This window comes from Neobacillus solisequens (assembly GCF_051233465.1).
Classification (GTDB): domain Bacteria; phylum Bacillota; class Bacilli; order Bacillales; family Cytobacillaceae; genus Neobacillus.
The window spans coordinates 45,843-71,650 of sequence record NZ_JBKFGJ010000004.1 but is presented as its reverse complement, the minus strand read 5'-3'; the positions used below and the strand labels follow the sequence as shown (position 1 = coordinate 71,650).

General features: G+C 37.6%; 29 protein-coding genes. 9 read left to right on the top strand and 20 right to left on the bottom strand.

The window, feature by feature from the left end:
• Positions 1-7: 7 nt before the first annotated feature.
• The 10 genes from ACI3K6_RS06100 to ACI3K6_RS06055 all read right to left on the bottom strand — a co-directional run bounded on the left by ACI3K6_RS06100 (position 8) and on the right by ACI3K6_RS06055 (position 10,209).
• Entirely contained in the window at positions 8-886 is an 879-nt protein-coding gene (locus ACI3K6_RS06100; protein ID WP_435554135.1) for an NAD(P)-dependent oxidoreductase, read from the bottom strand.
• A gap of 359 nt (positions 887-1,245) precedes the next feature.
• The gene (locus tag ACI3K6_RS06095) at positions 1,246-1,710 is read right to left on the bottom strand and encodes a hypothetical protein (protein WP_435554134.1); all 465 of its coding nucleotides are present in this window, start codon (positions 1,708-1,710) and stop codon (positions 1,246-1,248) included.
• Between the two features lie 82 nt (positions 1,711-1,792).
• Positions 1,793-2,578: an SDR family oxidoreductase gene (locus tag ACI3K6_RS06090; protein ID WP_335481463.1), complete on the bottom strand. Its 786-nt coding sequence runs from the start codon at positions 2,576-2,578 to the stop codon at positions 1,793-1,795.
• A gap of 113 nt (positions 2,579-2,691) precedes the next feature.
• Positions 2,692-4,404, bottom strand: a complete 1,713-nt coding sequence (gene ptsP / locus ACI3K6_RS06085; RefSeq protein WP_435554133.1) for a phosphoenolpyruvate--protein phosphotransferase — start codon at positions 4,402-4,404, stop codon at positions 2,692-2,694.
• Positions 4,404-4,670 (bottom strand): phosphocarrier protein HPr, encoded by a 267-nt coding sequence (locus ACI3K6_RS06080; protein WP_335482546.1) that lies wholly within the window; start codon positions 4,668-4,670, stop codon positions 4,404-4,406. The genes ptsP and ACI3K6_RS06080 overlap by 1 nt, the downstream gene beginning before the upstream one ends.
• A gap of 277 nt (positions 4,671-4,947) precedes the next feature.
• Positions 4,948-6,636: a glycerol-3-phosphate dehydrogenase/oxidase gene (locus ACI3K6_RS06075; protein WP_435554132.1), complete on the bottom strand. Its 1,689-nt coding sequence runs from the start codon at positions 6,634-6,636 to the stop codon at positions 4,948-4,950.
• A 183-nt stretch (positions 6,637-6,819) separates the two neighbouring features.
• Complete coding sequence (gene glpK, locus ACI3K6_RS06070; RefSeq protein WP_435554131.1) at positions 6,820-8,310, bottom strand: glycerol kinase GlpK; 1,491 nt, start codon at positions 8,308-8,310, stop codon at positions 6,820-6,822.
• 33 nt (positions 8,311-8,343) lie between these two features.
• Positions 8,344-9,168 (bottom strand): MIP/aquaporin family protein, encoded by an 825-nt coding sequence (locus ACI3K6_RS06065; protein ID WP_435554130.1) that lies wholly within the window; start codon positions 9,166-9,168, stop codon positions 8,344-8,346.
• Between the two features lie 281 nt (positions 9,169-9,449).
• Complete coding sequence (locus tag ACI3K6_RS06060) at positions 9,450-9,995, bottom strand: glycerol-3-phosphate responsive antiterminator (protein WP_335482353.1); 546 nt, start codon at positions 9,993-9,995, stop codon at positions 9,450-9,452.
• A 19-nt stretch (positions 9,996-10,014) separates the two neighbouring features.
• Entirely contained in the window at positions 10,015-10,209 is a 195-nt protein-coding gene (locus tag ACI3K6_RS06055; protein ID WP_335482355.1) for a hypothetical protein, read from the bottom strand.
• A 217-nt stretch (positions 10,210-10,426) separates the two neighbouring features.
• Between ACI3K6_RS06055 and ACI3K6_RS06050 the strand changes: the two genes are divergently transcribed.
• Positions 10,427-10,615, top strand: a complete 189-nt coding sequence (locus ACI3K6_RS06050; RefSeq protein ID WP_335476034.1) for a YkvS family protein — start codon at positions 10,427-10,429, stop codon at positions 10,613-10,615.
• A gap of 67 nt (positions 10,616-10,682) precedes the next feature.
• On the opposite strand, the gene ACI3K6_RS06045 is transcribed toward ACI3K6_RS06050, so the two are convergent.
• Positions 10,683-10,802, bottom strand: a complete 120-nt coding sequence (locus ACI3K6_RS06045) for a DUF6254 family protein (protein WP_335475924.1) — start codon at positions 10,800-10,802, stop codon at positions 10,683-10,685.
• 113 nt (positions 10,803-10,915) lie between these two features.
• Between ACI3K6_RS06045 and ACI3K6_RS06040 the strand changes: the two genes are divergently transcribed.
• Positions 10,916-11,527, top strand: coding sequence for a CPBP family intramembrane glutamic endopeptidase (locus ACI3K6_RS06040; protein ID WP_435554129.1), 612 nt, complete (start codon positions 10,916-10,918; stop codon positions 11,525-11,527).
• Positions 11,528-11,559: 32 nt separating this feature from the next.
• Here ACI3K6_RS06040 and ACI3K6_RS06035 read toward each other — a convergent pair whose 3' ends face one another.
• Positions 11,560-12,612: a YkvI family membrane protein gene (locus ACI3K6_RS06035; RefSeq protein WP_435554128.1), complete on the bottom strand. Its 1,053-nt coding sequence runs from the start codon at positions 12,610-12,612 to the stop codon at positions 11,560-11,562.
• 187 nt (positions 12,613-12,799) lie between these two features.
• On the opposite strand from ACI3K6_RS06035, the gene ACI3K6_RS06030 reads away from it, so the two are divergent.
• Positions 12,800-14,950 carry an ATP-dependent Clp protease ATP-binding subunit gene (locus tag ACI3K6_RS06030; RefSeq protein ID WP_435554127.1) on the top strand — a complete coding sequence of 717 codons (2,151 nt, stop codon included), beginning with the start codon at positions 12,800-12,802 and terminating at the stop codon, positions 14,948-14,950.
• 41 nt (positions 14,951-14,991) lie between these two features.
• On the opposite strand, the gene ACI3K6_RS06025 is transcribed toward ACI3K6_RS06030, so the two are convergent.
• Both ACI3K6_RS06025 and ACI3K6_RS06020 read right to left on the bottom strand, forming a co-directional pair.
• On the bottom strand, positions 14,992-16,686 hold the full coding sequence (locus tag ACI3K6_RS06025) for a M3 family oligoendopeptidase (protein ID WP_435554126.1): 1,695 nt from the start codon (positions 16,684-16,686) through the stop codon (positions 14,992-14,994).
• Positions 16,687-16,786: 100 nt separating this feature from the next.
• A complete protein-coding gene (locus ACI3K6_RS06020) occupies positions 16,787-17,227 on the bottom strand; it encodes a MarR family winged helix-turn-helix transcriptional regulator (RefSeq protein WP_335475935.1) in 441 nt (146 codons plus the stop codon).
• Positions 17,228-17,412: 185 nt separating this feature from the next.
• On the opposite strand from ACI3K6_RS06020, the gene ACI3K6_RS06015 reads away from it, so the two are divergent.
• Both ACI3K6_RS06015 and ACI3K6_RS06010 read left to right on the top strand, forming a co-directional pair.
• Positions 17,413-18,915, top strand: coding sequence for an ATP-binding protein (locus tag ACI3K6_RS06015; RefSeq protein ID WP_435554125.1), 1,503 nt, complete (start codon positions 17,413-17,415; stop codon positions 18,913-18,915).
• A gap of 110 nt (positions 18,916-19,025) precedes the next feature.
• Entirely contained in the window at positions 19,026-20,267 is a 1,242-nt protein-coding gene (locus tag ACI3K6_RS06010; protein ID WP_435554124.1) for an MFS transporter, read from the top strand.
• Positions 20,268-20,291: 24 nt separating this feature from the next.
• On the opposite strand, the gene ACI3K6_RS06005 is transcribed toward ACI3K6_RS06010, so the two are convergent.
• A complete protein-coding gene (locus ACI3K6_RS06005; RefSeq protein ID WP_435554123.1) occupies positions 20,292-20,813 on the bottom strand; it encodes a hemerythrin domain-containing protein in 522 nt (173 codons plus the stop codon).
• 225 nt (positions 20,814-21,038) lie between these two features.
• Between ACI3K6_RS06005 and ACI3K6_RS06000 the strand changes: the two genes are divergently transcribed.
• Together ACI3K6_RS06000 and ACI3K6_RS05995 are read left to right on the top strand one after the other, a co-directional pair.
• On the top strand, positions 21,039-21,386 hold the full coding sequence (locus ACI3K6_RS06000) for a hypothetical protein (protein WP_335475944.1): 348 nt from the start codon (positions 21,039-21,041) through the stop codon (positions 21,384-21,386).
• Positions 21,387-21,548: 162 nt separating this feature from the next.
• Positions 21,549-21,935, top strand: a complete 387-nt coding sequence (locus ACI3K6_RS05995; protein WP_335475946.1) for a hypothetical protein — start codon at positions 21,549-21,551, stop codon at positions 21,933-21,935.
• Positions 21,936-21,953: 18 nt separating this feature from the next.
• On the opposite strand, the gene ACI3K6_RS05990 is transcribed toward ACI3K6_RS05995, so the two are convergent.
• Complete coding sequence (locus ACI3K6_RS05990; RefSeq protein WP_435554122.1) at positions 21,954-22,460, bottom strand: hypothetical protein; 507 nt, start codon at positions 22,458-22,460, stop codon at positions 21,954-21,956.
• Between the two features lie 179 nt (positions 22,461-22,639).
• Between ACI3K6_RS05990 and ACI3K6_RS05985 the strand changes: the two genes are divergently transcribed.
• Complete coding sequence (locus ACI3K6_RS05985; protein ID WP_435554121.1) at positions 22,640-22,840, top strand: hypothetical protein; 201 nt, start codon at positions 22,640-22,642, stop codon at positions 22,838-22,840.
• Between the two features lie 3 nt (positions 22,841-22,843).
• Positions 22,844-23,119 (top strand): hypothetical protein, encoded by a 276-nt coding sequence (locus ACI3K6_RS05980; RefSeq protein WP_335475953.1) that lies wholly within the window; start codon positions 22,844-22,846, stop codon positions 23,117-23,119.
• A gap of 19 nt (positions 23,120-23,138) precedes the next feature.
• Here the strand turns inward: ACI3K6_RS05980 and ACI3K6_RS05975 are convergent, their stop codons facing one another.
• The 4 genes from ACI3K6_RS05975 to ACI3K6_RS05960 form a co-directional block, all read right to left on the bottom strand.
• Positions 23,139-23,387, bottom strand: coding sequence for a hypothetical protein (locus tag ACI3K6_RS05975; protein WP_335475955.1), 249 nt, complete (start codon positions 23,385-23,387; stop codon positions 23,139-23,141).
• Positions 23,388-23,524: 137 nt separating this feature from the next.
• Positions 23,525-23,809 carry a ferredoxin family protein gene (locus ACI3K6_RS05970; protein WP_335475957.1) on the bottom strand — a complete coding sequence of 95 codons (285 nt, stop codon included), beginning with the start codon at positions 23,807-23,809 and terminating at the stop codon, positions 23,525-23,527.
• 98 nt (positions 23,810-23,907) lie between these two features.
• A complete protein-coding gene (locus tag ACI3K6_RS05965; RefSeq protein WP_435554120.1) occupies positions 23,908-25,053 on the bottom strand; it encodes a tyrosine-type recombinase/integrase in 1,146 nt (381 codons plus the stop codon).
• A gap of 266 nt (positions 25,054-25,319) precedes the next feature.
• Positions 25,320-25,799, bottom strand: a complete 480-nt coding sequence (locus tag ACI3K6_RS05960; protein WP_435554119.1) for a hypothetical protein — start codon at positions 25,797-25,799, stop codon at positions 25,320-25,322.
• Positions 25,800-25,808: the final 9 nt, after the last annotated feature.

Below are 25,808 nucleotides of genomic sequence, written 5' to 3'. Positions count from 1 at the left end.
GTTGCACTTAATTTTTCCAATATTTATATAGTGCCTGGGTGCCGCTATTTTCTTCACCATTTTCCGCTAACTGGCTGTAAAGTGATTTGGCCAGCTCTAACCCTGGAACCTCCATCCCCATTTGTTCAGCCTCGTCTAGGGCAATCTTCATATCTTTAATAAAATGCTTAATATAAAAGCCCGGTTCAAAATTTCCTTGCAGCATTCTAGGTGCAAGGTTACTTAATGACCAGCTGCCGGCAGCCCCTGAGGTGATACTTTTGAGCACTTTTTCAGGATCCAGTCCAGCTTTTTCTGCATAGATGATTGCCTCACAAACCCCAATCATATTGGTTGCAATGGCAATTTGGTTTGACATTTTTGTATGCTGTCCAGCGCCTGGCTTCCCTTGATGAACGATATTACTTCCCAGCAACTCAAGAAGTGGCTGAACAGCAACAAACGTTTCCTCTTCACCACCAACCATAATAGAGAGTGTTGCATTTCTTGCCCCTATGTCACCACCTGAAACAGGAGCGTCCAGTGTCTGAATACCATTTTTTTTCGCTTCCTCATGGATTTTAATAGCTAAAGTCGGTGAAGAAGTAGTCATATCAATGAAAATACTCCCAGTTTTCCCATTTGTGATTAGTCCATTTTCACCAAGATACACTTCTTCCACATCTGCCGGATAACCCACAATGGTAAATACAACGTTTGCTTCCTCTGCAACCTTTTTCGGAGTATCGGCCCATTTCGCGCCACTTTCCAATAAACTATTTGCCTTTTCTTTAGTTCTTGAATAAATCACCAACGGGTATCCAGCTTTCAATAAATGTTCCGCCATGCTTTTCCCCATTACACCTGTGCCGATAAACCCAATAACAGTATTCTCTTTCGTAAGCATCTTGCATCCTCCCTATATATATAATCTTTTTTATTTTGGCTGTGTTAAACTTGTCTGTTGATTTTCGCTCTAGTGCTTCGCTTTCCGTGGGCGTTTCGGTGAGCCTCCTCGGCGCTTCCGCCTGCGGGGTCTCTCCAGAACCGTACTCCCACAGGACATTGATTTTCTTCTTGGAAATCTCCCACGCACGAAGGAAATGCGTTAGCATTTTCTAGGAGTCTTCGCACCTTCCACTACAATCAACAGAGTGTAAAAAATCAACACTGCTCTCTAACACAGCCTTTATTTTAGCACTAAAAATAATTCTAATTTTATAAAAAATACCGGAACCACTTGTGGCCCCGGTCAACAAGATTCTTCTATAGTTCTGATGAAAAATTAGTGAGATAAACTCGGCCAAATACCTCTTCATTATTAAAGACTTCAATCGAAACCGCATGGTTCTTCTCAATCATCGTCTCAAGTTCATGAATGTGTAAATCTTTTTTTAATGGTATCGGGTCCATAAAAATATATTTTTCTTCTTTTTCACCCACATCCAAATATTCGCCGTTGCGTACTTGGTCTTCACCATAAATGATTTCCGACTTACCAATTGCGGCAGCTAATTTTTCATCATGGATGGTGATCTTTACTTTGTATAATGATTGGGTTCCTTCTAAAAGTTCATCATTAATCCGAAACCGAAATTGAAGTTCATTATTTTTTGTTAGTAAGGTATCTGCATACCTATTTACAATTAACTCATTTGAAATCAACATTCCACAGCCACTCATTAACATTGTAACAGTCAAAACCAACGCTACTCGAATATTTTTTTGCATGTTTAACCCTCCCTTATATGTTTACCATAGACAAAAAATATTGGTAATAAACGTTAATGGAGGTTAATTGAGGGGAAAAGTTCTAGATTGACTTTACCATTCCTCCGTCGACGAGAAATGCACTTCCTGTCATATAGGAATTGGCATCTGACAATAAGAAAACAGCGACACTCGCAAATTCCTCTGGTGTTCCATATCGCTTTAACGGTATTCCTGCTTTAACCTGTGCTTCAATGGCCTCAATGGAGACACCTTGTCTGTCAGCATTAATTTGATCTAAGTGTTTAACGCGATCCGTGGCAATTCTGCCAGGTGCTAAAGTATTTATCAAAATATTATAGGAAGCCAATTCAGAAGCAAGAGTCTTGGAAAGACCGATAATACCAGTCCGGAAAGTATTCGATAGGATTAATCCCGGAATCGGTTCTTTAATAGAAGAGGAAGCGATATTTAGGATTTTACCGCCGTGCTGCTTTAAGTAGGGTAATGCTTCTCTTATTAAGCGAACATAGGATAATAAATTTAATTCAAACGATGCCTGCCATGCCTCATCGTTCAAGTCCTCAAATGAACCAGCGGGCGGCCCACCTGCATTATTAACCAGTAACTGAATACTACCAAATCTTTCTACAGTTTTGGTAACAAGCTGTTTAAGATCCTCTACCTTTGTTATGTTTGCTGTCTGAAAGGCAGCCTTTCCTGGTCCAATCGCTTCTAATTCCTTTACCTTTTTCAGGAGCTTGTCCTCTTCACGTCCAGAAATCATGACGTTTGCCCCTTCTCTCACTAATTGTTCGGCAATCGCAAAGCCTAATCCCTGGCTTGATGCGGCAACTAAAGCTGTTTTACCTTTTAAATTCAAATCCATAAGTATAATAACCCCTCTCTACTTAGCACTATTCTATATTATACAATAAATAGAGTGAAAACTTAGAAAAAAAGAACCGATAATTGAAATCGGTTCTTTAATAGGTAAAAACGTTATTTAATTGCTGCATTAACAGCTTCAACAACTTGTCCAGTCGTTTGCATATTTAACACCTTTTGTGCTAATGATTCCATATCTGCTTTGTTCAAGTTCTTGATTAAAGAACGTGCTTTTAAGATAGAAGTAGCACTCATGGAAAATTCATCAAGTCCTAATCCTAGTAAAACAGGAATAGCTGTTTCATCTCCTGCCATTTCTCCACACATTCCTGCCCATTTTCCTTCAGCATGGGCCGCATCAATAACCATTTTAACCAATCTTAATATAGATGGGCTGTAAGGCTGATATAAATAGGATACACGTTGATTCATACGGTCAGCAGCCATAGTATATTGAATTAAATCATTGGTACCAATACTGAAGAAGTCAACTTCTTTAGCAAATTGGTCAGCAAGTATCGCAGTTGAAGGGATTTCTACCATGATTCCGAGTTCAATCTTGTCAGATACTTTTTGACCTTCTGCTTGAAGGTTTTGTTTTTCTTCTTCAAGAATGGCTTTTGCATCCCTGAACTCATCTAGAGTTGCAATCATTGGGAACATAATTTTTAAGTTACCATAGATGCTTGCACGCAGCAATGCACGCAGTTGTGTTCTGAAGATTCCCTGCTCTTCTAAACATAAACGAATCGCACGGAAGCCTAAGAAAGGATTCATTTCTTTAGGTAATTCCAAATATGGGAGCTCTTTGTCTCCGCCAATATCCAGTGTACGGACAACAACTGGTTTACCGTTCATTCCTTCTAAAACAGCTTTATACGCCTCAAACTGTTCCTCTTCTGTTGGAAGCTGGTCTCTGCCCATATAAAGGAACTCGGTACGATATAATCCAACTGCTTCGCCACCATTGGCAATAACACCTTTTAAATCATTTGGAGTCCCGATGTTTGCAGCTAGTTCAACATGGTGACCGTCTGCAGATACAGTAGGCTCATTCACTAATTTTGCCCATTCTGCTTTTTGAGTTTCATAATCTTCATGGATTTTACGATATTGTGCCACTACTTCAGGTGTCGGATTGATATGTACTTCTCCCTTTAATCCGTCAACAATGACAAGGTCACCATTATTGATTTCCTCAGTAGCTGATTTCGTTCCTACAACAGCAGGGATTTCCAACGAACGTGCCATGATGGCAGAATGTGAAGTACGGCCTCCAATATTAGTTGTAAAACCTTTCACAAAATCTCGGTTTAATTGTGCAGTATCTGATGGAGTTAAATCCTCTGCCACAATAATAACCTCTTCAGCGATCATGCTTGGGTTCGGTAATTGGACGCCTAGTAAGTGAGATAACACGCGCTTTGTGACATCACGAATATCAGCTGCACGTTCCTTCATATACTCATTGTCCATTTGTTCAAACATCATAACAAACATATCTGCTGTTTCTTTTAACGCTGATTCTGCATTTACTTTTTCGGATTGGATTTTATCCTCGATTGGGGAATTTAATTCAGGGTCACTTAAGACAAGAAGATGCGCTTCAAAAATAGCTGCTTTATCTTCACCGAGCTCAACACGGGCACGGTCACGAATTGCTTCCAGTTCAGTTTTGGATTTAGAGATTGCTTGACGGAAGCGTTCTACCTCTGCTGTCACATCATCAACAGATTTTTTATCAAAAGTTAAATTTGGCTCTACAAGCCGATATGCCTTTGCGATCGCGATACCATTAGAAGCTGCTATCCCATTTAAGAATGCCATTATTTTGCCAGTCCTTCTTTTTTCATAGTTTCATCTAAGCTGCTTAGAGCTGTGTCAGCATCACTGCCTTCTGCAGTAATCTTAATTTCCGCACCTTGGCCAATTCCCAGTGACATAACGCCCATGATTGACTTTAGGTTAACGGTTTTTCCTTTATATTCTAAATTAATTTCAGAATCAAATTTACTGGCCGTTTGTACTAGTAATGTTGCGGGTCTTGCGTGTATTCCTGTGTCGGCAATTACTTTGTATTGCTTTTCTGCCATGATAAATCAAACTCCTTTAAAATTAAAATAAGCCAATATAGGAGGCTTTTCTCATATTTTGGCTTTGTTGTTGTTTTTCCATTCATACAATTGATAGAATAGCACTTTTCGTCCTTAGTAGACAACTAAAAATATCACTATTTGTGAAATATCGAACGAAAAAATATTTCATTTTGGTATTATGACTGATTTCACAAGAAATGTCGTTACTTCAAACTATTTGTTCACAATATTGTCAAACTTTCATGAAATATGAAAAAAACTGCCAAGCGGCAGTTTATTCATTGACGGCGTCTGGAATACTTTTTTGATCATCAGCCGGGATGGTAGCGGCTAATAATGCCTCTTCGAGTGCGTTGAAATAGTTTTTCTTTTCTGTGTCCGTCCAATTTAGTTTATGAGCTAAATAATTAATGACCTGAACCTTTGACTTCTTTACTGTCTGAATGTCGAATAAAATGGCACCAGTTCGTCGATTAAAGAAATCTATTGGAGTCATTACCATTTCTTCTTCAATTCCATAGATCAGTTTAGCAAATAAATCTAATGGAATTCCGAAGGACTGTGCATCTTTTTTATTGTTTTTTACCAATTGGTACACTCGGTCGATATTGGAACCATAGGTTCCAGCTAGCAGCTCAGCTTGTTCATTGGTTAGCCCTAATTCAACGCCCTTATTTATATTCTTCGAAACAAAGTTCCGGTAGTTCGATGATCCCCCTACATTTCCTCCAGAAATTGGCATTTTTTTGGTTTTGCTAGCAGGAAAATGTCTCCCATCTTCTACATTAAAATTACCGGCGATTAGATCTATAACCGTTTCGGCCATTTTCCGATAACCGGTTAATTTTCCACCTGCAATGGTAATTAAGCCTGAATGTGATTCCCAGATTTCATCTTTCCGAGAAATTTCCGATGGATTTTTCCCTTCTTCATAGATGAGTGGGCGAACTCCTGCCCAGCTTGATTCAATATCCTTTTCATTGATTTTCACATCCGGGAACATGTAATTAATCGCATTGATAATATAGCTTCGATCACTTATAGTCATCATTGGATTGATGGCATCTTGATTATAGAATGTATCGGTTGTACCTACATATGTTTTGCCTTCTCTTGGAATGGCAAAAACCATTCTTCCATCTGGAGTATCAAAATAAACGGCCTGCTTAAGCGGGAAGCGGGACTGATCGATTACAAGATGGACTCCTTTGGAAAGCTGTAAGGTTTTCCCTTTTTTTGATTGATCCATTTCGCGGATGGAATCAACCCACGGGCCTGCAGCATTTACAATTTTTTTCGCTCGCACTTCGTATTTTTCTCCAGACAACAGATCCTGCACTAAAACACCTACAACCTTGCCATTTTCATACATAAGATTCAGTACCTTTGTATAATTTGCTGCGATTGTACCTTGCTCTACTGCAGCCTTCATAACCTCAATTGTTAATCTAGCGTCATCAGTTCGATATTCTACATAATAACCTCCGCCTTTCAGCCCATTTTTTTTGATTAACGGCTCCTTATTTAAGGTCTCTGGAATAGATAACATGGTGCGTCTTTCTGATTTTTTGACACCTGCCAAAAAATCATAAACTCTTAAGCCAATTGATGTACTAAACTTGCCGAATGTACCACCTTTATGCATAGGAAGCAGCATCCATTCTGGTGTAGTGACGTGAGGACCATTTTCAAAAACAATGGCTCTTTCTTTGCCGACTTCCGCTACCATTTTTACTTCGAATTGTTTTAAATATCTTAGTCCGCCATGAACCAATTTTGTCGACCTGCTGGACGTTCCTGCTGCAAAATCCTGCATTTCTACTAAAGCCATTTTCATTCCTCTTGTCTGTCCATCTAGGGCAATTCCGGCTCCAGTGATTCCTCCTCCAATGACTAACACATCAAATGCTTCAGTTTTTAGTTGTTGAACGATTTCATTGCGGTTTAAGTTTGAAAATTTCATGGTCTCTTCCTCCCAGTTTTAAAGAACATATTATTTAATATGCAAATTTATTTATCAGGGCAAATAAAAAGAGACCACAAAAGACACTACCTTCTTCGGTAATGTTTTTGTGGTCTCTCCTAATCTCCTGCCAAAATATTAACTTATCATTATAATATCATAAGTATTCCGATTTGAATATATTTATTTAAATACCATAGCCGCTTTAACGGCCTTTTTCCAGCCGTCATATAATTTGGTTCGGTCTTCCTCGATCATTTTTGGATTAAACTGTTGATCAATGGCCCATTGCTGAGAAATTTCTTCTTGGCTTTGCCAAAAACCGACCGCCAATCCAGCTAGATAGGCTGCTCCCAGCGCAGTTGTTTCATTGATGATTGGTCTTTCAACTGGAACATTAAGAATATCGCTTTGGAAATCCATTAAGAAATTATTCTTTACGGCTCCCCCGTCAACACGAAGTGTCTTTAGCTCAATTCCAGAATCTGCCTCCATGGACGATAACACATCTTTGGTCTGATAGGCCAAAGATTCCAGGGTAGCACGGACAAAATGTTCTTTCGATGTTCCACGTGTTAATCCAAATACAGCCCCTCTAACATCGCTATCCCAATAAGGAGTACCTAAGCCAACAAAAGCTGGTACTACATATACACCCTCTGTAGATTCAACTTTTTTAGCCAGTCTTTCGGTATGCGGAGCGTCCTTAATTAATCTTAGCCCGTCACGAAGCCATTGAACGGCCGAACCTGCCACAAAAATACTTCCTTCAAGGGCATATTCAACCCTGCCATTGATCCCCCAGGCAATGGTTGTTAACAGACCATGTTCAGATTTGACAGCCTTTTCACCAGTATTCATTAACATAAAGCAGCCTGTACCGTACGTATTTTTAGCCATTCCTTTTTCAAAGCAAGCCTGACCAAATAATGCTGCCTGCTGGTCTCCAGCTACTCCGGCAATCGGAACCTCTCTCCCAAAGAAATGGTAATCAACCGTATTGGCATAGATTTCAGAGGATGGACGAACTTCAGGAAGCATGGATGTTGGAACCCCAAGAATATCCAGTAGCTCTTCGTCCCATTTTAGATCATAAATATTAAACATTAGTGTCCTTGATGCATTCGAGTAGTCAGTAACATGTGCCCTGCCACCTGATAGCTTCCAAATTAACCATGTATCGATCGTTCCGAATAATAGTTTACCAGCTTCAGCCTGCTCCCGTGCGCCTTCAACATGATCAAGGATCCATTTCACTTTTGTGCCCGAAAAATAGGCATCAATTAACAATCCGGTTTTGTCCCGGAAAAGCTGATCATATCCTTTTTCTTTTAATTCATCACAAATTTCACTGGTTTGTCTGGATTGCCACACAATGGCATTATAGACAGGATTTCCTGTTTCCTTATCCCAAACAACAGTTGTTTCACGTTGATTGGTAATACCGATTCCAGCAATTTGATCCGGCTTTATACCGGCTTCAGATAACACTTCGGCAATAACCGATAAAATAGAACCCCAAATTTCATTTGCATTGTGCTCTACCCAACCTGGTTTTGGAAAGAGTTGCGTAAATTCCTTTTGAGCTGTATGAACAATTTCCCCATTTTTATTAAAAAGGATCGCACGAGAACTGGTTGTCCCCTGATCTAGAGATAAAATATACTTTTCCATAAACATTCCCCCATTTAACTTGATAACCTTATATTAAGCCGCGTTTTGTGATTGGTCTACGCTTACAGTCTGTTTTTTTCCAATAAAATAGGCTAGAATCAGTACAAGCAGAGTGACCCCCACAACACTCCAAAGTGATCCGTTTATTTTTCCAACAAAAACTGCCTTATAGAAGACTGCTCCTAAGCATCCCCCAAGGATAGGACCTACCACTGGAATCCAGGAATATCCCCAATTGGAACCTCCCTTACCAGGGATTGGCAATAAGAAATGTGCTATTCGTGGGCCAAGATCCCTTGCCGGATTAATGGCATATCCAGTTGTCCCTCCCAAAGACATACCGATTACAACAATTAACGTACCTACTGCAAGTGGATTTAACCCTTCTGTAAACTTATTGGCCCCAATAAAGTTTAATCCTAATACAAGGATAAATGTTCCAAAAATTTCACTTAATAAATTTGAAAACGTATGTGGAATCGCCGGACTTGTTGCAAAAACACCAAGCTTTACGGCAGGATCATTTGTCTCTTTCCAATGAGGCAAATAATGTAAGTATACCAGAACAGATCCAAGGATCGCTCCAAACATTTGGGCTGCAATATAGCTTGGAACATCAGCCCATGGGAAATCTCCGTTTAATGCCAGTGCTACGGTTACTGCAGGATTTAAATGCGCCCCACTTATTGAACCTACAGCAAAAACGCCCATCGTAACAGCTAGCCCCCATGCAATCGTAATCACAATCCAACCAGGATTATTGGCATAGGATTTTTTAAGCGAAGCTCCTGCGCCAATCCCTGCACCGAAGACTATAAGAATCATCGTTCCAATCAGTTCTCCCCAAAATGGTGTCATCTTTTTTACCTCTCCCCTTTTAAAATGATTACTCCACTTCAAGTTAACGGATTTGCCTATTAGCGCGCCCTCTAAGCAAAATCTGGCGACACAGTTGGAAATAGTAGCTAATTTCCAACAAAAAAAAGAGATTCATAGCAAAACAATCCATTCATTTGGATTTTTTGCGTGAATCTCCTTATCTCCGTCACTAAACTATTAACTTGTTAATTCTAGTATAGAAACTCATGAAAACGTTGTCAACAAGTTTTTAAATATAATTATAGTAAAAATTTATTTAATCACAGAAAAAGGTCCCATAGATCGCGTTTTGATGTGGTTATGGCCGCTGCTCCGGCATCTAATGCATTACGGACCTCAGCTTCAGTTCTAATTAGCCCTCCTGCAAAAATAGGGATGTTGACTCTTTCTTTGACCTCTTTTATCATCCATGGCATGGCCCCTGGCAGTACTTCGATATAATCCGGTCTCGTTTTCTCGATCAGTTTATAGCTTTTTTCAAGGGCATGACTGTCAATTAAGAAAAAACGTTGGACAGCCATTACTCCTTTTTGCTTTGCCTTTTGAATAACTCCACTTTTGGTGGAAATTAACCCATATGGTTTATATTCCTGACAGATATATTCTGTGGCGTATTCATCATTTTTTATACCATGAATCAAATCCACATGATAAATCATTTTCTTACCATGGATTTTTGCCAGCATATGGACATTTTTCAACTGGGCAATGTGCATGTCCAGGAATACACCAATTTCATAGGGACTTTTCAAGAACCTCTCAAAATCTTTCATATCTGCGGATGCAGGTAATATCTTTTGTTCCATGTTTTTAGCCCCCTTTCCATTAACTTCTGGGCTCTTTTAAATATTTGTACAAAACATCTCCGCCTCGTTGTCCGATTCCGCGAAAATGCTTAAAGTCCTCTCTTTTCACAAGAACCTCACGAAACACCATAAAATCTTCGTTTTTCACATAATACTCAGACAGTTCCCCTGACATCAACCTATTCAAAATATCATTTATATGGTCCGCATTCATTTTACCAACCCCTTCTTTTGGGCATGCTTGTCAATGCCAACTTTGCTTCATTAACATATTCTATAAAAAACGGTTTATCGTGTACAGAAGTAAATTTTCATTAATATTACACTGTTTTTAACAAAATTGTAATATTAAAGCCTTTACGAAATACAAAAATTGGTGCAAACTGTTATTTAAATAGTTTAATAGTTATCTAAAAAAGGAGAGAGGCAATTTGAAAAAAGCAGATGTAGGGAATATCATCGAATTCCGCGGCGGCCTGCAAGGAATAGTTGAAAAAGTGAATGAAAATTCAGTAATCGTTGACCTCACATACATGGATAATTACCGTGATTTAGAACTAGACCAACGCACTGTTGTTAATCATAAAAATTATAGAATTATAAAAGAAAGCGCTTATTAATACATTTTTATAGAAAAAGGCTGATAATTGTTATCCGCCTTTTTCTATTTATACTATTTTTCCAAATTTATGGATTTTGTCCAGTTTCCTTCGATATCTGCTTTAATGATTTAATTTTTCCATGTGGGTTTTGATCTTGTTTTCTAACTGTCCACTCCCGCTCTTGCTGGCTTTTTGATTTACTCATGATTTTCACTCCCTTCCGCATTTATTTTTTTCAATTTCCTATGTTCTTATCAAAGAATTTGGACAAAATGATAAATGAATCTTTGAATTGCTTTAGATAAAGGAGTACTAATTATGAAACAGCTCATCTTGGATTTTCGTCTAATTATCGGTTTGTTATTGGCTCATATCCTTATCTATTTTTCCTTCCATGATAATACAATTTTTTGGTATATCTTCTCAGGATCTATCCTCTTACTAATTGCTTTCACTATGTTTCAAGGAGAAGTAGATGACCAGCTGCCATTTTTTAAATATATTTTTTTCGGCATACTATCAGGGGCTTTGCTTTTTATCATTTTCTGGTTGGGAGATCAACTCATTGACTTGTTAAACATCCCTATAACAAAAGAAATTAAAAAGTTGTATAAGTCATATGCTCCGGTCCTTTTCTGGGAGTATTTAGCTTTGGTTTTGGTTGCTGCCCCCGGTGAAGAAATCTTTTGGAGAGGATTTGTCCAGAAAAGGCTGATGAACTACCGGAAACCATCACTGAGCATTCTGGCTGCTTCTATCCTATATGCCTCTGTCCAAATATACTCAGGTTCAATCCTTCTGGTTTTTTCATCGTTTATCTCTGGATTAGTTTGGGGATTTCTCTATTTTCGCAAGAAGAGCATGCCGCTAGTTATCATTTCGCATATTATATTTGATTTAATGATTTTTATTATCCTTCCCTTTAAATGAACAAGCAGCTGTTCATCATCACAGCTGCCTTATTATTTCCTGTTGCTTATAGGGTGAAACGGCTTCATCCACAATAAAATAAAAAACGTCATACAAACATAACCAAAAGATGGATATAAATAAGACAATAATGTTCCATAATTTACTAAACTTACAAGATAGGACAAAGCAAAAATGACTGAAACTGATAAGATTGTATGAACCGGAAACAATTGCTGAATTTGTCTGTCCAGCCCAAAAACATTTCCTATTACTGAAGTAAAGATTTCTCCATAAATAATTAAAACATATATCCCATACAAAAAAGGGGCCAAATTCTTCATTATGATGGCCATTGGTATTTCATAAAACTCTAGGTTGGGCAGCATTATTAATGTAAAATGACTCGCCATTAATATTAAGGTTAACGCCAATCCCCCCATGATTCCGCCCCATTTGATGGTCCAGTCGTCTTTAACCTCTGTTGCGATTGGAACTAAAACAGCTTGGGCAAGTCCCAGATTCAAAGCAGCATAGGAAAAAGGGGCAATGACACTTTTCCAACCATCATCAACATAAGGAATATATAAAAACTTAGAAACAAACTGCGGGTTTTGAACCGATAATACCATCAAAATTAAGCTAAAGGTAATCATTAACGGGACTACGAAGGTATTGACTGCAAACAGGCCTCTTGACCCAACTAGCATGACAAAATAAGAAAGGAAAATTGTCAAAACAATACCAGCATTTTTAGGTAGCCCCAGCTGCTCCTCAAAAACGGCCCCTGCCCCGGAAAGCATAACAGCACTCACCCCTACAAGCATAATCAACATGAAAAAGTTGATAATTCTCCCAGGCCATCTTCCAAATAGGTACTCATTAAATTCCTGATAAGACCTAGCTTCTATTTGTGCTGCCATTCGCATCATTTTTGAACCGATCACCACAAAAAGGTAACCACTCATTAATATACTTATAAAACCAAAGAAACCAAATCGAGAAAAAAATTCTACGATTTCCTTTCCGGTTGCAAATCCTGCGCCTACAACAGTCCCAACATAAACTGCTGCAATTTGAAAGGCCTGATTCCATTTTCTTTTCACATCATCTCCCCCTTAACACAAATATATGAATGAAGGGACAAACAATGACGAGCATTTTCCATCTTGGCAAGAATTACTATAAGCAAAGTTCTTGAAAGTCAAAAAAGGTCAGAGTATACTAGGTTCACAAGGTCAAAGATAGTCAAAGTCAAATTGATCAAGTAAATAACTAAGGAGGTTTTGAGTAATGCTTTGCCAAAGATGCAATCAAAATCAAGCAAATATCCAATTAAATATAAGCGTGAATGGACAACGAAAAGAATTAAAACTATGTCATGATTGTTATGTAAAGGAAAAACAAGCACTGGGCACAGGTTTTTCCATGAATACGAATCCTTTTCAGGGATTCCCTTTTGAAGAGCTTTTTAAGGAAAAAAATAATAATCCAAATCAATCTGGTCAGTTTGCACCACATAAAGAAGGAAAACAAGGACATGGTGGAATTATTGATCAGTTTGGCCGAAACTTAACGCAAATGGCTAAAGCGGGTTTACTTGATCCTGTGATTGGGCGTGATGAAGAAGTCAAAAGAGTGATCGAAATTCTTAACCGAAGAAATAAAAATAATCCAGTTTTAATCGGGGAGCCCGGCGTGGGTAAAACAGCTATTGCTGAAGCCCTTGCACAGAAAATCGCTGATTCAGACGTTCCGAGCAAGCTTTTAAACAAAGAAGTCTATTTGCTCGACGTTGCTTCATTGGTAGCGAACACCGGCATTCGCGGACAATTTGAGGAACGGATGAAGCAATTAATTTCCGAGTTACAAGAAAGAAAAAATATCATCCTGTTCATCGATGAAATTCATCTGCTTGTTGGGGCAGGTTCTGCTGAAGGCTCCATGGATGCTGGAAACCTTTTAAAACCGGCACTAGCCCGTGGCGAACTCCAAGTGGTAGGTGCCACCACATTAAAAGAATATCGACAAATTGAAAAAGATTCTGCATTAGAACGCCGCTTTCAGCCAGTACATGTCTTGGAGCCTACTACAGAGGCTGCCATTGCTATCTTAACAGGCTTGCAGAAAAAGTATGAGGATTATCATGAAGTAACCTACTCAGAAGAAGCCATTATAGCCTGTGTAAACTTATCACAGCGCTATATCCAAGACCGCTTCCTCCCTGATAAAGCGATAGATTTACTTGATGAAGCTGGATCAAAATTAAATCTTTCTTCCGAATATAAGGATAGTGAAGATCTTGAGGCCCGTTTAGCGGAAATTGCTAAAGAGAAGGAAGAAGCTCTTAAACAAGAACATTATGAAAAGGCGGCAAAACTTCGCGATGAGGAAGTCAAATTGGAAAAATCACTAAATCAGGTATCGGGTATTAATCGTCCAGTTGTAACTGTCGCTCATATTCAGGAAATAATCGAACAAAAAACAGGGATACCAGTCGGAAAATTGCAGCTAGATGAACAAGTAAAAATGAAAAGCCTCGAAGAACATCTAAACAGAAAAGTAATTGGGCAAGAAAAGGCTGTACAAAAGGTTGCTAAGGCGATCCGTCGCAGCCGTGCCGGATTAAAGCCAAAAAATCGCCCAATCGGTTCCTTCTTATTTGTGGGTCCTACCGGTGTTGGTAAAACTGAATTAACAAAAACACTTGCTGAAGAATTATTTGGCACCAAAGAATCGATGATTCGTCTCGACATGAGTGAGTATATGGAAAAACACAGTGTTTCCAAATTAATTGGCTCACCTCCTGGTTACGTAGGTCATGATGAAGCAGGACAACTCACGGAAAAAGTCCGACGTAATCCATACAGTATTATTCTGTTGGACGAGATTGAAAAAGCACATCCTGATGTGCAGCATATGTTCCTGCAAATTCTTGAGGACGGCCGTCTGACCGACAGCCAAGGTAGAGTGGTCAGCTTCAAGGATTCAGTTATCATTATGACAAGTAACGCAGGAGTCGGATTAAAGCCTATCCATGTAGGATTCGGGGCAAGTGACACAGTGGAAGAAACAAGTATTATAGATTCTCTTGGCAGCTTCTTTAAACCAGAATTTTTAAACCGTTTTGATGCGATTATTGAGTTTAACTCACTAGATAAAACACACATCTTAACAATCGTTGATCTCATGTTGAATGAATTGCAAGAAACTTTACATGAGCAAAGTATCGAACTGGTTGTCAATGATGAAACAAAAGAAAAATTAGCTGAGCTTGGCTATCACCCAGCATTCGGGGCACGCCCACTCCGCCGAATCATCCAAGAACAATTAGAGGACAAAATTGCCGATTACATTTTAGAACAGCCTGATGTGAAAAAATTAATCACGATTGTAAAGGAACATGAATTGAAAGTTGTTTCCGAGGCTGTGTCTATTCACTAATAAAAAAGCGAAGCTGCATTATATCAGCAGCTTCGCTTTTTTTATAATTTCTTATCATCAATGGAATTCAACCATTGCTCAATGACATCGACGACCGATTCCACGCAGCCGTTTTCAAATGGAGAAATTAAATTGGCCGCTTCCACAAGCTTCGTAAACGACAGGCTACCGCCAAGGTTACACAACTTTACATAATCTCCCCAAGCTGTTTCTCTGTCCTCTCTTGATCGTTTCCAGAATTGGAACGCACAGATCTGTGCCAATGTGTAATCAATATAGTAGAATGGAGAATTATAAATATGCCCTTGGCGCTGCCAAAAGCCGCCACCCTCAAGATATTCATTTCCATCATAATCTTTATGAGGCAAATATTTTCGTTCAATTTCTCGCCATTGCGCTTTACGTTCCTTTGGTGTTGCGGTTGGATTTTCATATACCCAGTGTTGGAATTCATCCACAGAAACACCATATGGCAAGAATAGCAAAGCTTCACTTAAGTGAGAAAACTTATATTTATCCGTATCTTCCTTAAAGAAAAGCTCCATCCAAGGCCAAGTAAAAAATTCCATACTCATGCTATGAATTTCACATGCCTCATACGTCGGCCAATTATATTCCGGTATTTCAAAATGCCGGCTTGAATAGACTTGAAAAGCATGCCCTGCTTCATGGGTAAGCACATCGATGTCCCCTGAAGTACCGTTAAAATTAGAGAAGATAAACGGGGCTTTATAATTTTCAATATACGTACAATAACCGCCGCTTGCTTTCCCTTTTTTGGCAACGAGATCCATCAGGTTGTTTTCCTGCATGAATCTAAAGAATTCTCCTGTTTCCTTAGACAAATCCTCATACATTTTTTGACCATTTTCTATAATCCATTCCGGGCTTCCCTTTGGAATAGCATTGCCAGATTGGTATGAAAAGGACTCATCATAGAATTTTAATTGGTCCAAGCCAAGACGTTCCCGCTGACGCTCTTTTAATTTTGTCGCGATCGGGACGATATAGTCTTTTACCTGTTTACGAAAATTTGCCACCATTTCAGCATTATAATCGGTCCGCATCATACGGTAATATCCAAGTTCTACAAAATTTTGGTAGCCAAGCTTTTGGGCAATTTCTGTTCTAACCTTTACTAGGTCATCATAAATCCGATCCAGTTCATTTTCGCGTTGGCCAAAAAAGCCAAATTTAGCTTCACTTGCCCGCTTGCGCATCTCCCGGTCAGTAGATTCAATAAATGGATCGATTTGCGCCAGTGTCCGCTCTTCGCCTTCAAACTCGATTTTCGCTGATGCAACCAGCTTTGTGTATTCCGTTACTAAACGATTTTCCTTTTGGAGTAAGGGCACAATCTCAGGTTTAAATGTCTTTAGCTGACCTTCTGCCAAGGCGAAGAGCTGGCTCCCCCATTTTTTCTCCAATTCAGGGCGGAATTTGGAATCAACAAGGGCTTGGTAATAACTGGTGACTAACCCTTCCACTTCAGGCCCAATTTCATCCATGTAATCCTGTTCATTTTTATAAAATTCGTCATTTGTATCAATGGAGTGATGGATGGAACAAAGGGTAAACATTGTGCCAACACTATTGCGCAGTTGATTTATTTCATCCATTGCTTTGCTTTGTCCGTCAACTGTAGTTGAATTCTTAAAGCGATCTAAAATGGTTTCAAATTCCTCTTTTATTTCATCGAGATTAGGCCGTTTATATGTATAACTTTCAAAGCTCAATGTAACTCCCCCTTTTGGATTTACCAAATTTTTCAACCAATGTTTATTATACACTATTTTTTAGCCTTTTTTCACATAAAAAAAACGGCTCTTAAGCCGTTTAAAATTTACCTGCTGGAATTCCTAACTTTTTTAAAAGGTCGATTGCTTGTGATTTTTCCTCATCATTCAGACTAGACATAAGCTTATCAATCTGTTTGGCATGATCCGGGAAGATCTCCATAATCAACTCTTTGCCTTCATCGGAAATTTGCGCATAGATGACTCTTCTATCATTCGGACAAGCAATTCTCTTTAATAACCCCTTTTGTTCCAATTTATCAACAACATAAGTAATACTGCCACTTGCGAGCAGGATTTTTGCTCCTATCTGCTGCAACGGTTGGTCTCCTTTATGATAAAGCAGTTCCAATACCGCGAATTCAGTTGGATTTAGCCCATTTGCTTGAATGACTTTATTTACATGTTCATTAATCGCCTTAAAGGCCCTTGATAAAACAATAAAAAGTTTTAAAGATTTTTCTATAGAAGCATTTTCCATATTATTTCATCCTTTTTGGTGGTGAATTGAATTTGATCCCTCATCTGAAATTATCTCGATTTCAAAATTATTATAAAAAAAAAACACCTTTATGTCAATTTTTCAGGAAAAGGCAAGAATATTTTTAAAATATGTTATAAAATAGGAAGGGTTCGACGGAACAGACTTTATTATGAGGTATTCACATGAAAATACGTAAAGGGAATATCCCTATTTATATAATTATTGTCATCATACCAGTCATTATTTTAAGTTTATCTTCTTTTTTTAAAATCTTACATGATAATCAAGTTAACAGAAAAAATGATGCACTATGGATTGCCTCGGTTTACCAAAAAAACTGGGATCAATTTATCAGCGAAACAACAACAAGCTTAAAAATTCTCTCGTTATCTGCAAAAGAAAATTTGGATTCTCCCCAAAAAATGCAGCCACTGTTGATTAAAGTCTATCAGGATGATCTTAGATATGGAGGATTATTTTTACTCGATCCTAACGGGAATCTAATGACTGGTACTGCACCTCTTCGCGGAGAACGGAATTTTACAGACTTGAAATTTATCCAGGAAGTGATCCAAACCAAGGATACAGTTATTTCCAACCAAGTCGAGATTCTTCAAAACAACCAGAGAATAATAGGGTTGGCTACTCCCGTGCTTGATGAAAACCACCAGTTACAAGCTATAATTGTAGCTGACTTACGTATGGATTATATGAAAAATTTAATGAGAGTACTGACTCCAGATACAAAATTAATGGTTATAAACGATGAAAGTACACCTATTATTCAATTGAATACTAATAATATTGAAACAAACCAGACCGAAAACTGGGTTACTCAGCCTATGGATCATCTCCCCTGGTGCATAAAAGTAAAAATTGCTGATATTAGCCCTAGAAAAGTGTCAGCCAAGTTTCTTCAATTATTTATTATGATATTCATTGTTGCCCATTTGCTTTACCTGTGTATTCAATATATTCTATTAAAAATTCAAACTTTAAAAGAACGAAAACAGAATGAACTTCAAAAGCTCGAATTGGTAGGAACACTAGCTGCCAGCACGGCCCATGAAATTCGTAACCCATTAACCGGTGTAAAAGGCCTGATACAGCTCTTAAGTGAAAAATATACAGATAAACAGGACAGCTACTATTTCGAAGTGATTAATTCCGAGTTAAATCGTATAAATGAAATTGTAAGTGAATTTTTGATCTTAGGTAAACCCACAGCACAATTAAGAGAAGATGTTAACATAACCGCAACACTGAATGAGTTAAAACCCATTATCATTTCAGAGGCAAATTCACGGAATATTGAATGTGTCTGGACCATTTCACAAAATTCCATTATGGTTGAGTGTATAAAGGATCAGTTAAAGCAAGTAATACTCAACTTAACGAAAAATGCAATTGAATCCATCGAAGAGACAGGGATGTTACAGATCAACCTTGAGTCGAAGGGAAAATGTTGTATATTGGAAATTACCGATAACGGAAAAGGAATTTCAAAAGAAAATTTAGATAAGATCTTTCAGCCTTTCTTTACTTTAAAAGAGACTGGAACTGGCCTTGGCCTAGTTATTTGTAAACGTATTGTTGACTCTTTTGGTGGTACGATTGAAGTAAAGAGTACTGAGTTTGTTGGTACAACCGTTACTATTATATTGCCATTAAAATTAAACCATTGAGGCCGAAACGGTCTCTTTTTTCATATATTTCGAAAATAGAAACAATTTGTTTCTCAAATTGGATTTGAGGTAGTAAGATAAGAATATCAAATTGTAAAAAGGGGGGTACCATGAGTAATCAGCAAGCAGCCTTACCTACATCCACTCCAAGACAAACAGAAGGAACTATATACAAAATTCTGATGATTATTGGTCTATGCCATTTATTGAATGATGCCATTCAGGCAGTAGTACCTGCGATGTTTCCAATTTTGGAAAAGACCATGGGTTTATCATTTACGCAGTTGGGCATTATTGCCTTTGCTCTTAATATGGTTTCGTCCGTTATGCAGCCTATTGTTGGGATCTTCACAGATAAAAAACCAATGCCTTTTGCCTTACCCATTGGGCTAACTTTTACCTTGGTGGGTGTGCTTGGATTAGGTTTCGCTTCTAATTTTAGTTTCATCGTCTTATCCGTTATTTTCATTGGACTAGGTTCTGCTGTATTTCATCCGGAAGGCTCTAGGGTTGCCTACATGGCTGCAGGAAATCGCAGAGGTCTTGCTCAATCCATTTACCAAGTAGGAGGCAACACAGGCCAGGCATTGGCTCCACTGATAACCGCCTTAATTTTAGTCCCATTAGGGCAATTAGGAGCTTCCTGGTTCTCTATTGTTGCTGCTCTTGCCGTTATATTATTAATCTATATTGCTAAATGGTATAATCAGAGACTATTATCAACACCTAATCTTAGAAAGAAAAAAGCTTCCACCTTTCAAGATCAACCTGGATTATCAAAAGAGATTATCCGTGCCCTCGGGTTTATTTTATTGTTGATTTTTGCAAGATCCTGGTACATATCGGGAATGACAAATTTCTACGCCTTTTATGGAATGAAGGCGTATGCCTTGACAATTAAAGAATCACAGCTATTCTTATTCGCTTTTTTAGTTGCTGGGGCATTTGGGACCTTTTTTGGCGGTCCCCTTGCAGACCGGTTTGGAAAGAAAAAGATTATTTCATTTTCCATGCTGTCTACAGTTCCCTTTTCCATTCTAATCCCGCATATGCCCCAAATGCTGGCATTTGCATTCTTAATAATATCTGGCTTTATATTAATGACCAGCTTTTCGGTAACGGTTGTGTATGCACAGGAATTAGTCCCCGGAAAAATTGGGTTGATGTCTGGATTAACGGTAGGTCTTGCATTTGGTATGGGGGCTATTGGTTCGGTTGGACTAGGGTATATCGCCGACTTAATCAGCTTACAATCCATGATCAAATGGCTGGGGGTTCTTCCATTATTGGGATTAATCTCGTTTCTGCTGCCATCAGATCAGAAAGTGTGGGAATGGAATAAAAAGGCATGAAAAAAGGATGGGTGTGCCCATCCTTTATTTTATTTCTTGGATTTTTTGATATAATTCTTCTTTTTCCTCATCGGTCAACATTCTTTGCGCCATTGGGAACAGAACATTTTCTTCTTTGGCAAAGTGCTCAGTTAAGATAAAATATGCATTTTGAACTAATTGACCAAGCTCCTTTTTTTCTTCAGAGGTCTCGCCATTAGTTGCTCCTTCTAAAAACGCCTTGATATTCGCTTTTGCTTGATCATGTTCATACTCCATTACCGCAATAGGACCGGAAGTGGTTCCAATATAAACACCTAACATTGGGAATAGCACGCCTTCTTCCCGTTCTGAATGTGGGTCCAAATCCGCCTTAAATTGCTGTACCTTCGCAATCAATAATTCAAAATTAGGATCAATATCCTGTTCCTGCTCAATCCTTTGAGTCAATTGAAACAATTCTTCCAATTGAGCTAATAAAGGAGGATGCTCCTCTTTCAATTGTTTCAGGCCTTTGCTTAATTCAATATCCGGGCCGCCGCTGAAGGCACTCATACATCCGCTCATTTTTTTCACCTCTTGATCGATTTGTTGCCTCTAAGTATAAAATCTGCTATCAGCCAATGTAGTGAGGAAAGTCACATTCAAGTGAAATATTTATTTAGTTTGACCGGATCATAACAATTTTATAAAAATCTTCCATTTTTCAAAAAATTTTAACATTTATATTCAAAAAAGGTTGTAAAGTTTAATATAATAAAATCAAGACTATAACAAGGGAGGGAATATTTATTGAAAACACCGAATCACCATGATTTTTATCCAAAGGAATTAGTCCCAATTGGAGTAAATGATTTATGTTCATTAAAAAAAGCGGATGACTATTCACCAAGTTTAGCCGCCTCACATTGGCTGATTGCTGTTGAAGGTGTCCAGCTTCCGCAAGCAATGATTTATTATCACTGGAAAGTGAGTATATATCCTGCTGACAAAGAAGGAGATTTTGATTGGAAAAAACCTTACTTCTGTTCAGCAAATATGGAAAAAATGGACGATGCCATCTCACTTGCATCTACCCTTTACGATCTTAGTAAACTTGATCATTTAGCCTCCACTACAAAGCTAGAAAGAATTAGCTAGTCCTGAAAACATTCCCCTTCAGCTTCACCTTCTTTTTAACTTCTCATGTGAAAAAACGTACATATAGGAATCATGCAATTTTTAAGTTCAAATCTAGAATTTTATTAAATAATGCCTATGAAGTATTTTCCCCGCATAAATTTTAGTAACAGGGGGGAGTTTATGTTTAAATTTTTTTCTACTAAAAAAAGGTTGTTTGAAAAAGAAATGAAAACAGACTCCCAAATTCTTACTAAATTAGATCGTATTATCGAGTTACTGGAGCAAAACCAAAAGGAAAACAATGAAAAGAAGATTCATATTGATCATGTCCAAATTGATCATTTGGAAAACATTGTGTTTAAATTAGACAATTTGGAAATTGATGAATTAAGCGGGAAATTAATAATTGGAAATAATATTGGGAGTAACGGAGATCTATCCGACTCTCATATCTTTAAAATGGATAAAGAAAAAGTAAAAATGGATTCACGATCAGAAGCATCGAATCTCCAACCGAATATTTCAAAAACGGCAAAGGGTTTCTGTTTAAAAAATAATTTCAAATAGTGTCGTGAGCTAGACATTTTACTCACCTTTGATATCCGCAATTTTAATATCCTGATCTTCAATAATGGCATCAAAAACATCCTGATCATTTGTGGTATTTACGTTATGAACAAATTGATTTTGATTTCCAAACAAACTGCCTTGCGCATAATTAATTTTTTCATTTCCATCCATCCCCGTCACATGACCTTTTCCAACAAATACAGCACTATTTTGGAACATAGCATTAACATTAATGCTTTCAAGGTCGAGGCTCGAAGTATTCCCATTATCAGGTGTCTCAAACGATATATTTATATCACGGTCATCGATTGGAGTATCAATAAAATCAGGATCATTTAATATCGAGATGTTATGAAAAAGAAAATTAGATTGACCACTAATTTTACCGATGACACTATTTTCTTTCCCATGTGCACTCCAGCCAATCGCATGATTCTTTTCCCCAATAAAGATGCCTGATTGCCTTTGCATGGTTTGGACATTAATATTCCCTGCAAAATGAAATTGGGAGGATTTTAACATACTTTGCTCACCACACTTTAGTTATTATCTTCATCGCTTTCTTAAGGACTTATTTCTTGATATTGTACCCTATGTCTCAACATTAAGGATTGTGATGTATGCCTATTAAAAATACATCAATTGTGTCAATCGCCCAATAATTGAATAGGCTGTAATGAAGGGAAAGGAGAAAGGGTAAAATGATTGACATTTCATTTGGAAATATTTCAGTTGACAGTCTGGGAAAATCATCTGGTATTTTCATTGCCCATCAAAATAAACTTAAGAACTTTCAATTCGATAAAATCACTCATGAGACTGTCGGCACTCTGCTTGGTAATGAAAATAGGATAAGTTATAACCAGTGGATGCTTAGCAAGGAAAAAGGGGGAGTACAATAATTTATGGCTTCTCCAATCTTATCTCCCGTCTTCCATATCGGTACGATTAAAATTGGAAGTATAGAAGGTGCTTCTTGTTTTAGTATCGGGAACAATTTTATCGAAGACTTTAAAAATACAAAAAAACACAACCAGGGATTAGGGAATATTCACGGTGATCGAAACAACTTCGCCCATACTAGCGCTTCTCTGTCAGATTATGAACAAGAATCAATCAGTCAGAAAGCAGATAAACAACATAATATAGATCTGAAAAACAAACAACAAACCCTCGCATAAATAAAGGGTTTGTTGTTTGTTAAGCATTTCCTCCAATACTCGGTTTAAAATCCTGGTCGAAGATAAGTCCATCCATGAATTCAAAGCTATCTGCATTATTGGTAATATTTCCTGTGACAGCATTCAAACAGCCATAGATACCGCCAAAGCCAAGATTATATTTCCTGTTAGCATCCATCCCAGTAACAACAGCTTCCCCAACAAAAATGGCAGAGCTTGGTTGTGGGGAGTTTATATTCAGAACTCCTAAATTGATTACAGAAGGCACCTCTTACTCCTCTCCTTCGTTTTCTTTCCATTTTGTAATCCATCTTATGTTACATTTTTTATTCGGTGAAGAAGGTTACATGGCTGTTGTTATAAAAAGGTATGGCTGCCTTGAGCAAACCATACCTTTAATCATATTTATGCTAACCGAAATACAATCCCATGTCCGCCTTTTGGATACTCCCATTTAATATTTTGGTACGGACAGCCAATCCGGCAGCTGCCGCATTCATGACAGCCTTCGTAGCCAACCTGCATCCGCTTTCCTTCCCACTTATAGACCTCTGCAGGGCAAAATACTGTACAAAGTTTATCAGGACACTGCGTCATACATACATCATGGTCAAGCACGGTTAAATGAGACTTCGTATCACACTTAAAACGTAATAGATACTGTTTTTCCTCAATATTCTTCGTTGACATTATTTCACCGCCTTCCAAGCTCGAGGGCATAAAAGTGAAATACTCCCTTATGTTAACAGGATTATTGCATTACATGAACATTTTGGTCACATCTATGGTCACAAGATTGTGTTAGTCCCTAACATTTCGTCTAATTTCATCGCAACCTCTTGCTGCATACTTGGAAGTACATGACTATAAATATCAAGAGTAATACCAATTCTTGAATGTCCAAGCCGTTCTTGTATAACCTTTGGATTGATGTTTTGTTGAATCAACATTGTGGCATGGGTATGACGTAAATCATGAAAACGGATAATCGGTAAGCCAACCTTTTTGACATCATTCTTAAATGCTCTTAAAAGGTTTGTTGACTGTACTGGTTTCCCCATTTTAGTGCAAATGACTAGGTCATTATCTTCAAACTCATTCCCATACATTAACTTGTTCTCAAGAAATCTTTTTCGTTCAACTGTTAAGTGATTATTGAGAACATCTGGAATATGAATGGCTCGCTTACCTGCTTTAGTTTTGGTCCAGTTTCTTAGTTCCTTGCCATCATGTGATAATGTCTGTGTTACAAATATCTGTTTAGTTTGAAAATCAATATCTTTCCACCTTAATCCCAATATTTCACCCTGCCGCATACCTGTCAAGATTGCCAATAAGTATGCTGTAATATATTTGCTAGGTCGTTTGACATTAACAACATTTTCTAAAAAGAAATTTACTTGGTTAATATCCCATACTTTCATTTCAGCTTTTTTTACTTTCGGTAAATCCACTAAAACAACAGGGTTTTCCTTAATAATCTTAAGTTTAACCGCTCTGGAAAAGGATACTTTTAATACATCAAAAATTTTGTGTATTGTACTTGAAGCAAGATTCGTTTTTTCGACGAGTTCATTAACGAATTGCTGAAGGATAAGTGGTGTAACCTTAAACATCTTTAATGACCCAATTTGTGGAGAAATATAAATTTTAAAGAAAGCTTTATTATTCTGATATGTTGTTCTTTCTACAGATAACCTTCTCTCATTAAACCAAATGTCCATAAATTGATTTACTGTCATATTTGCTGGTTCAAATAAAGTTCCTTCATTAATTTCATTTAAAATCTTTGTTAAAGCTTTTCCCGCCTCTTGCTTAGTATTAAAACCTCTTTTCTTCTTTTGTTTCCTTTTTCCAGTGAATGGGTCTTTACCAATATCAACAACTATATCCCATTTCCCTGTTTGTGGATTTTTTTTAATACTACCTTTCACAATAGAACCTCCTAGTTCCTTCTGTAAAAGGTTTCCTTACTTTGGATTATACATCTTACATAAGATTAAGTGGCATGTTTATAACCAAATCTTTCAATTCCGAAGAAATTCCCCTATTATTATTACACAAAAAATCCTACTTCCAATGAGGGAGTAGGATGGAATACAATTTTTTAAGCATTATTGCATTATTTTAAAAGCTTGTCAGCAACAACTGCTTCTATTGTTAAGAACATAAATTATTCAAGAGATAAAAAGCATAATTACTAGGCATGTACTTCCTCATCCTTTTTTTGCTCCTCGCTTACCTCACAATCAAGTTGCCAATGTAAAAATGATTTCTCAGCTACTTTATATTGTTTAGAAAGTATTGACTTCTGTTCGTTGATAAATTCACTTAACTCTGCCAAAATTGTATTAACTAGTTGATTAAAATCTCTTGATAAAGCTGTTCCTTCTATTGAAATTACTAATCCCTTTATTTTAGGAGGACTAACAAATCCTATGGATGTAAGTGGAATTTGTTTTCCTAGAATACCCTTTTCTTTAAATTTTATTGCTTTGTTTCCAACTTGTTCAACTAAAAATTCGTGAACCACGAGTTCTCCATCATTGACACTTGCATGAATTACAACTCCATCATCTTTTACCTCTTCCTTTGTATAAATTCGCTTAAACAATCCATCTTTACCATAATAGTTATTATTTATCTTTCGCTTAGAGTTTCTTACCTCAGACAAAGGCATTCTAAACCA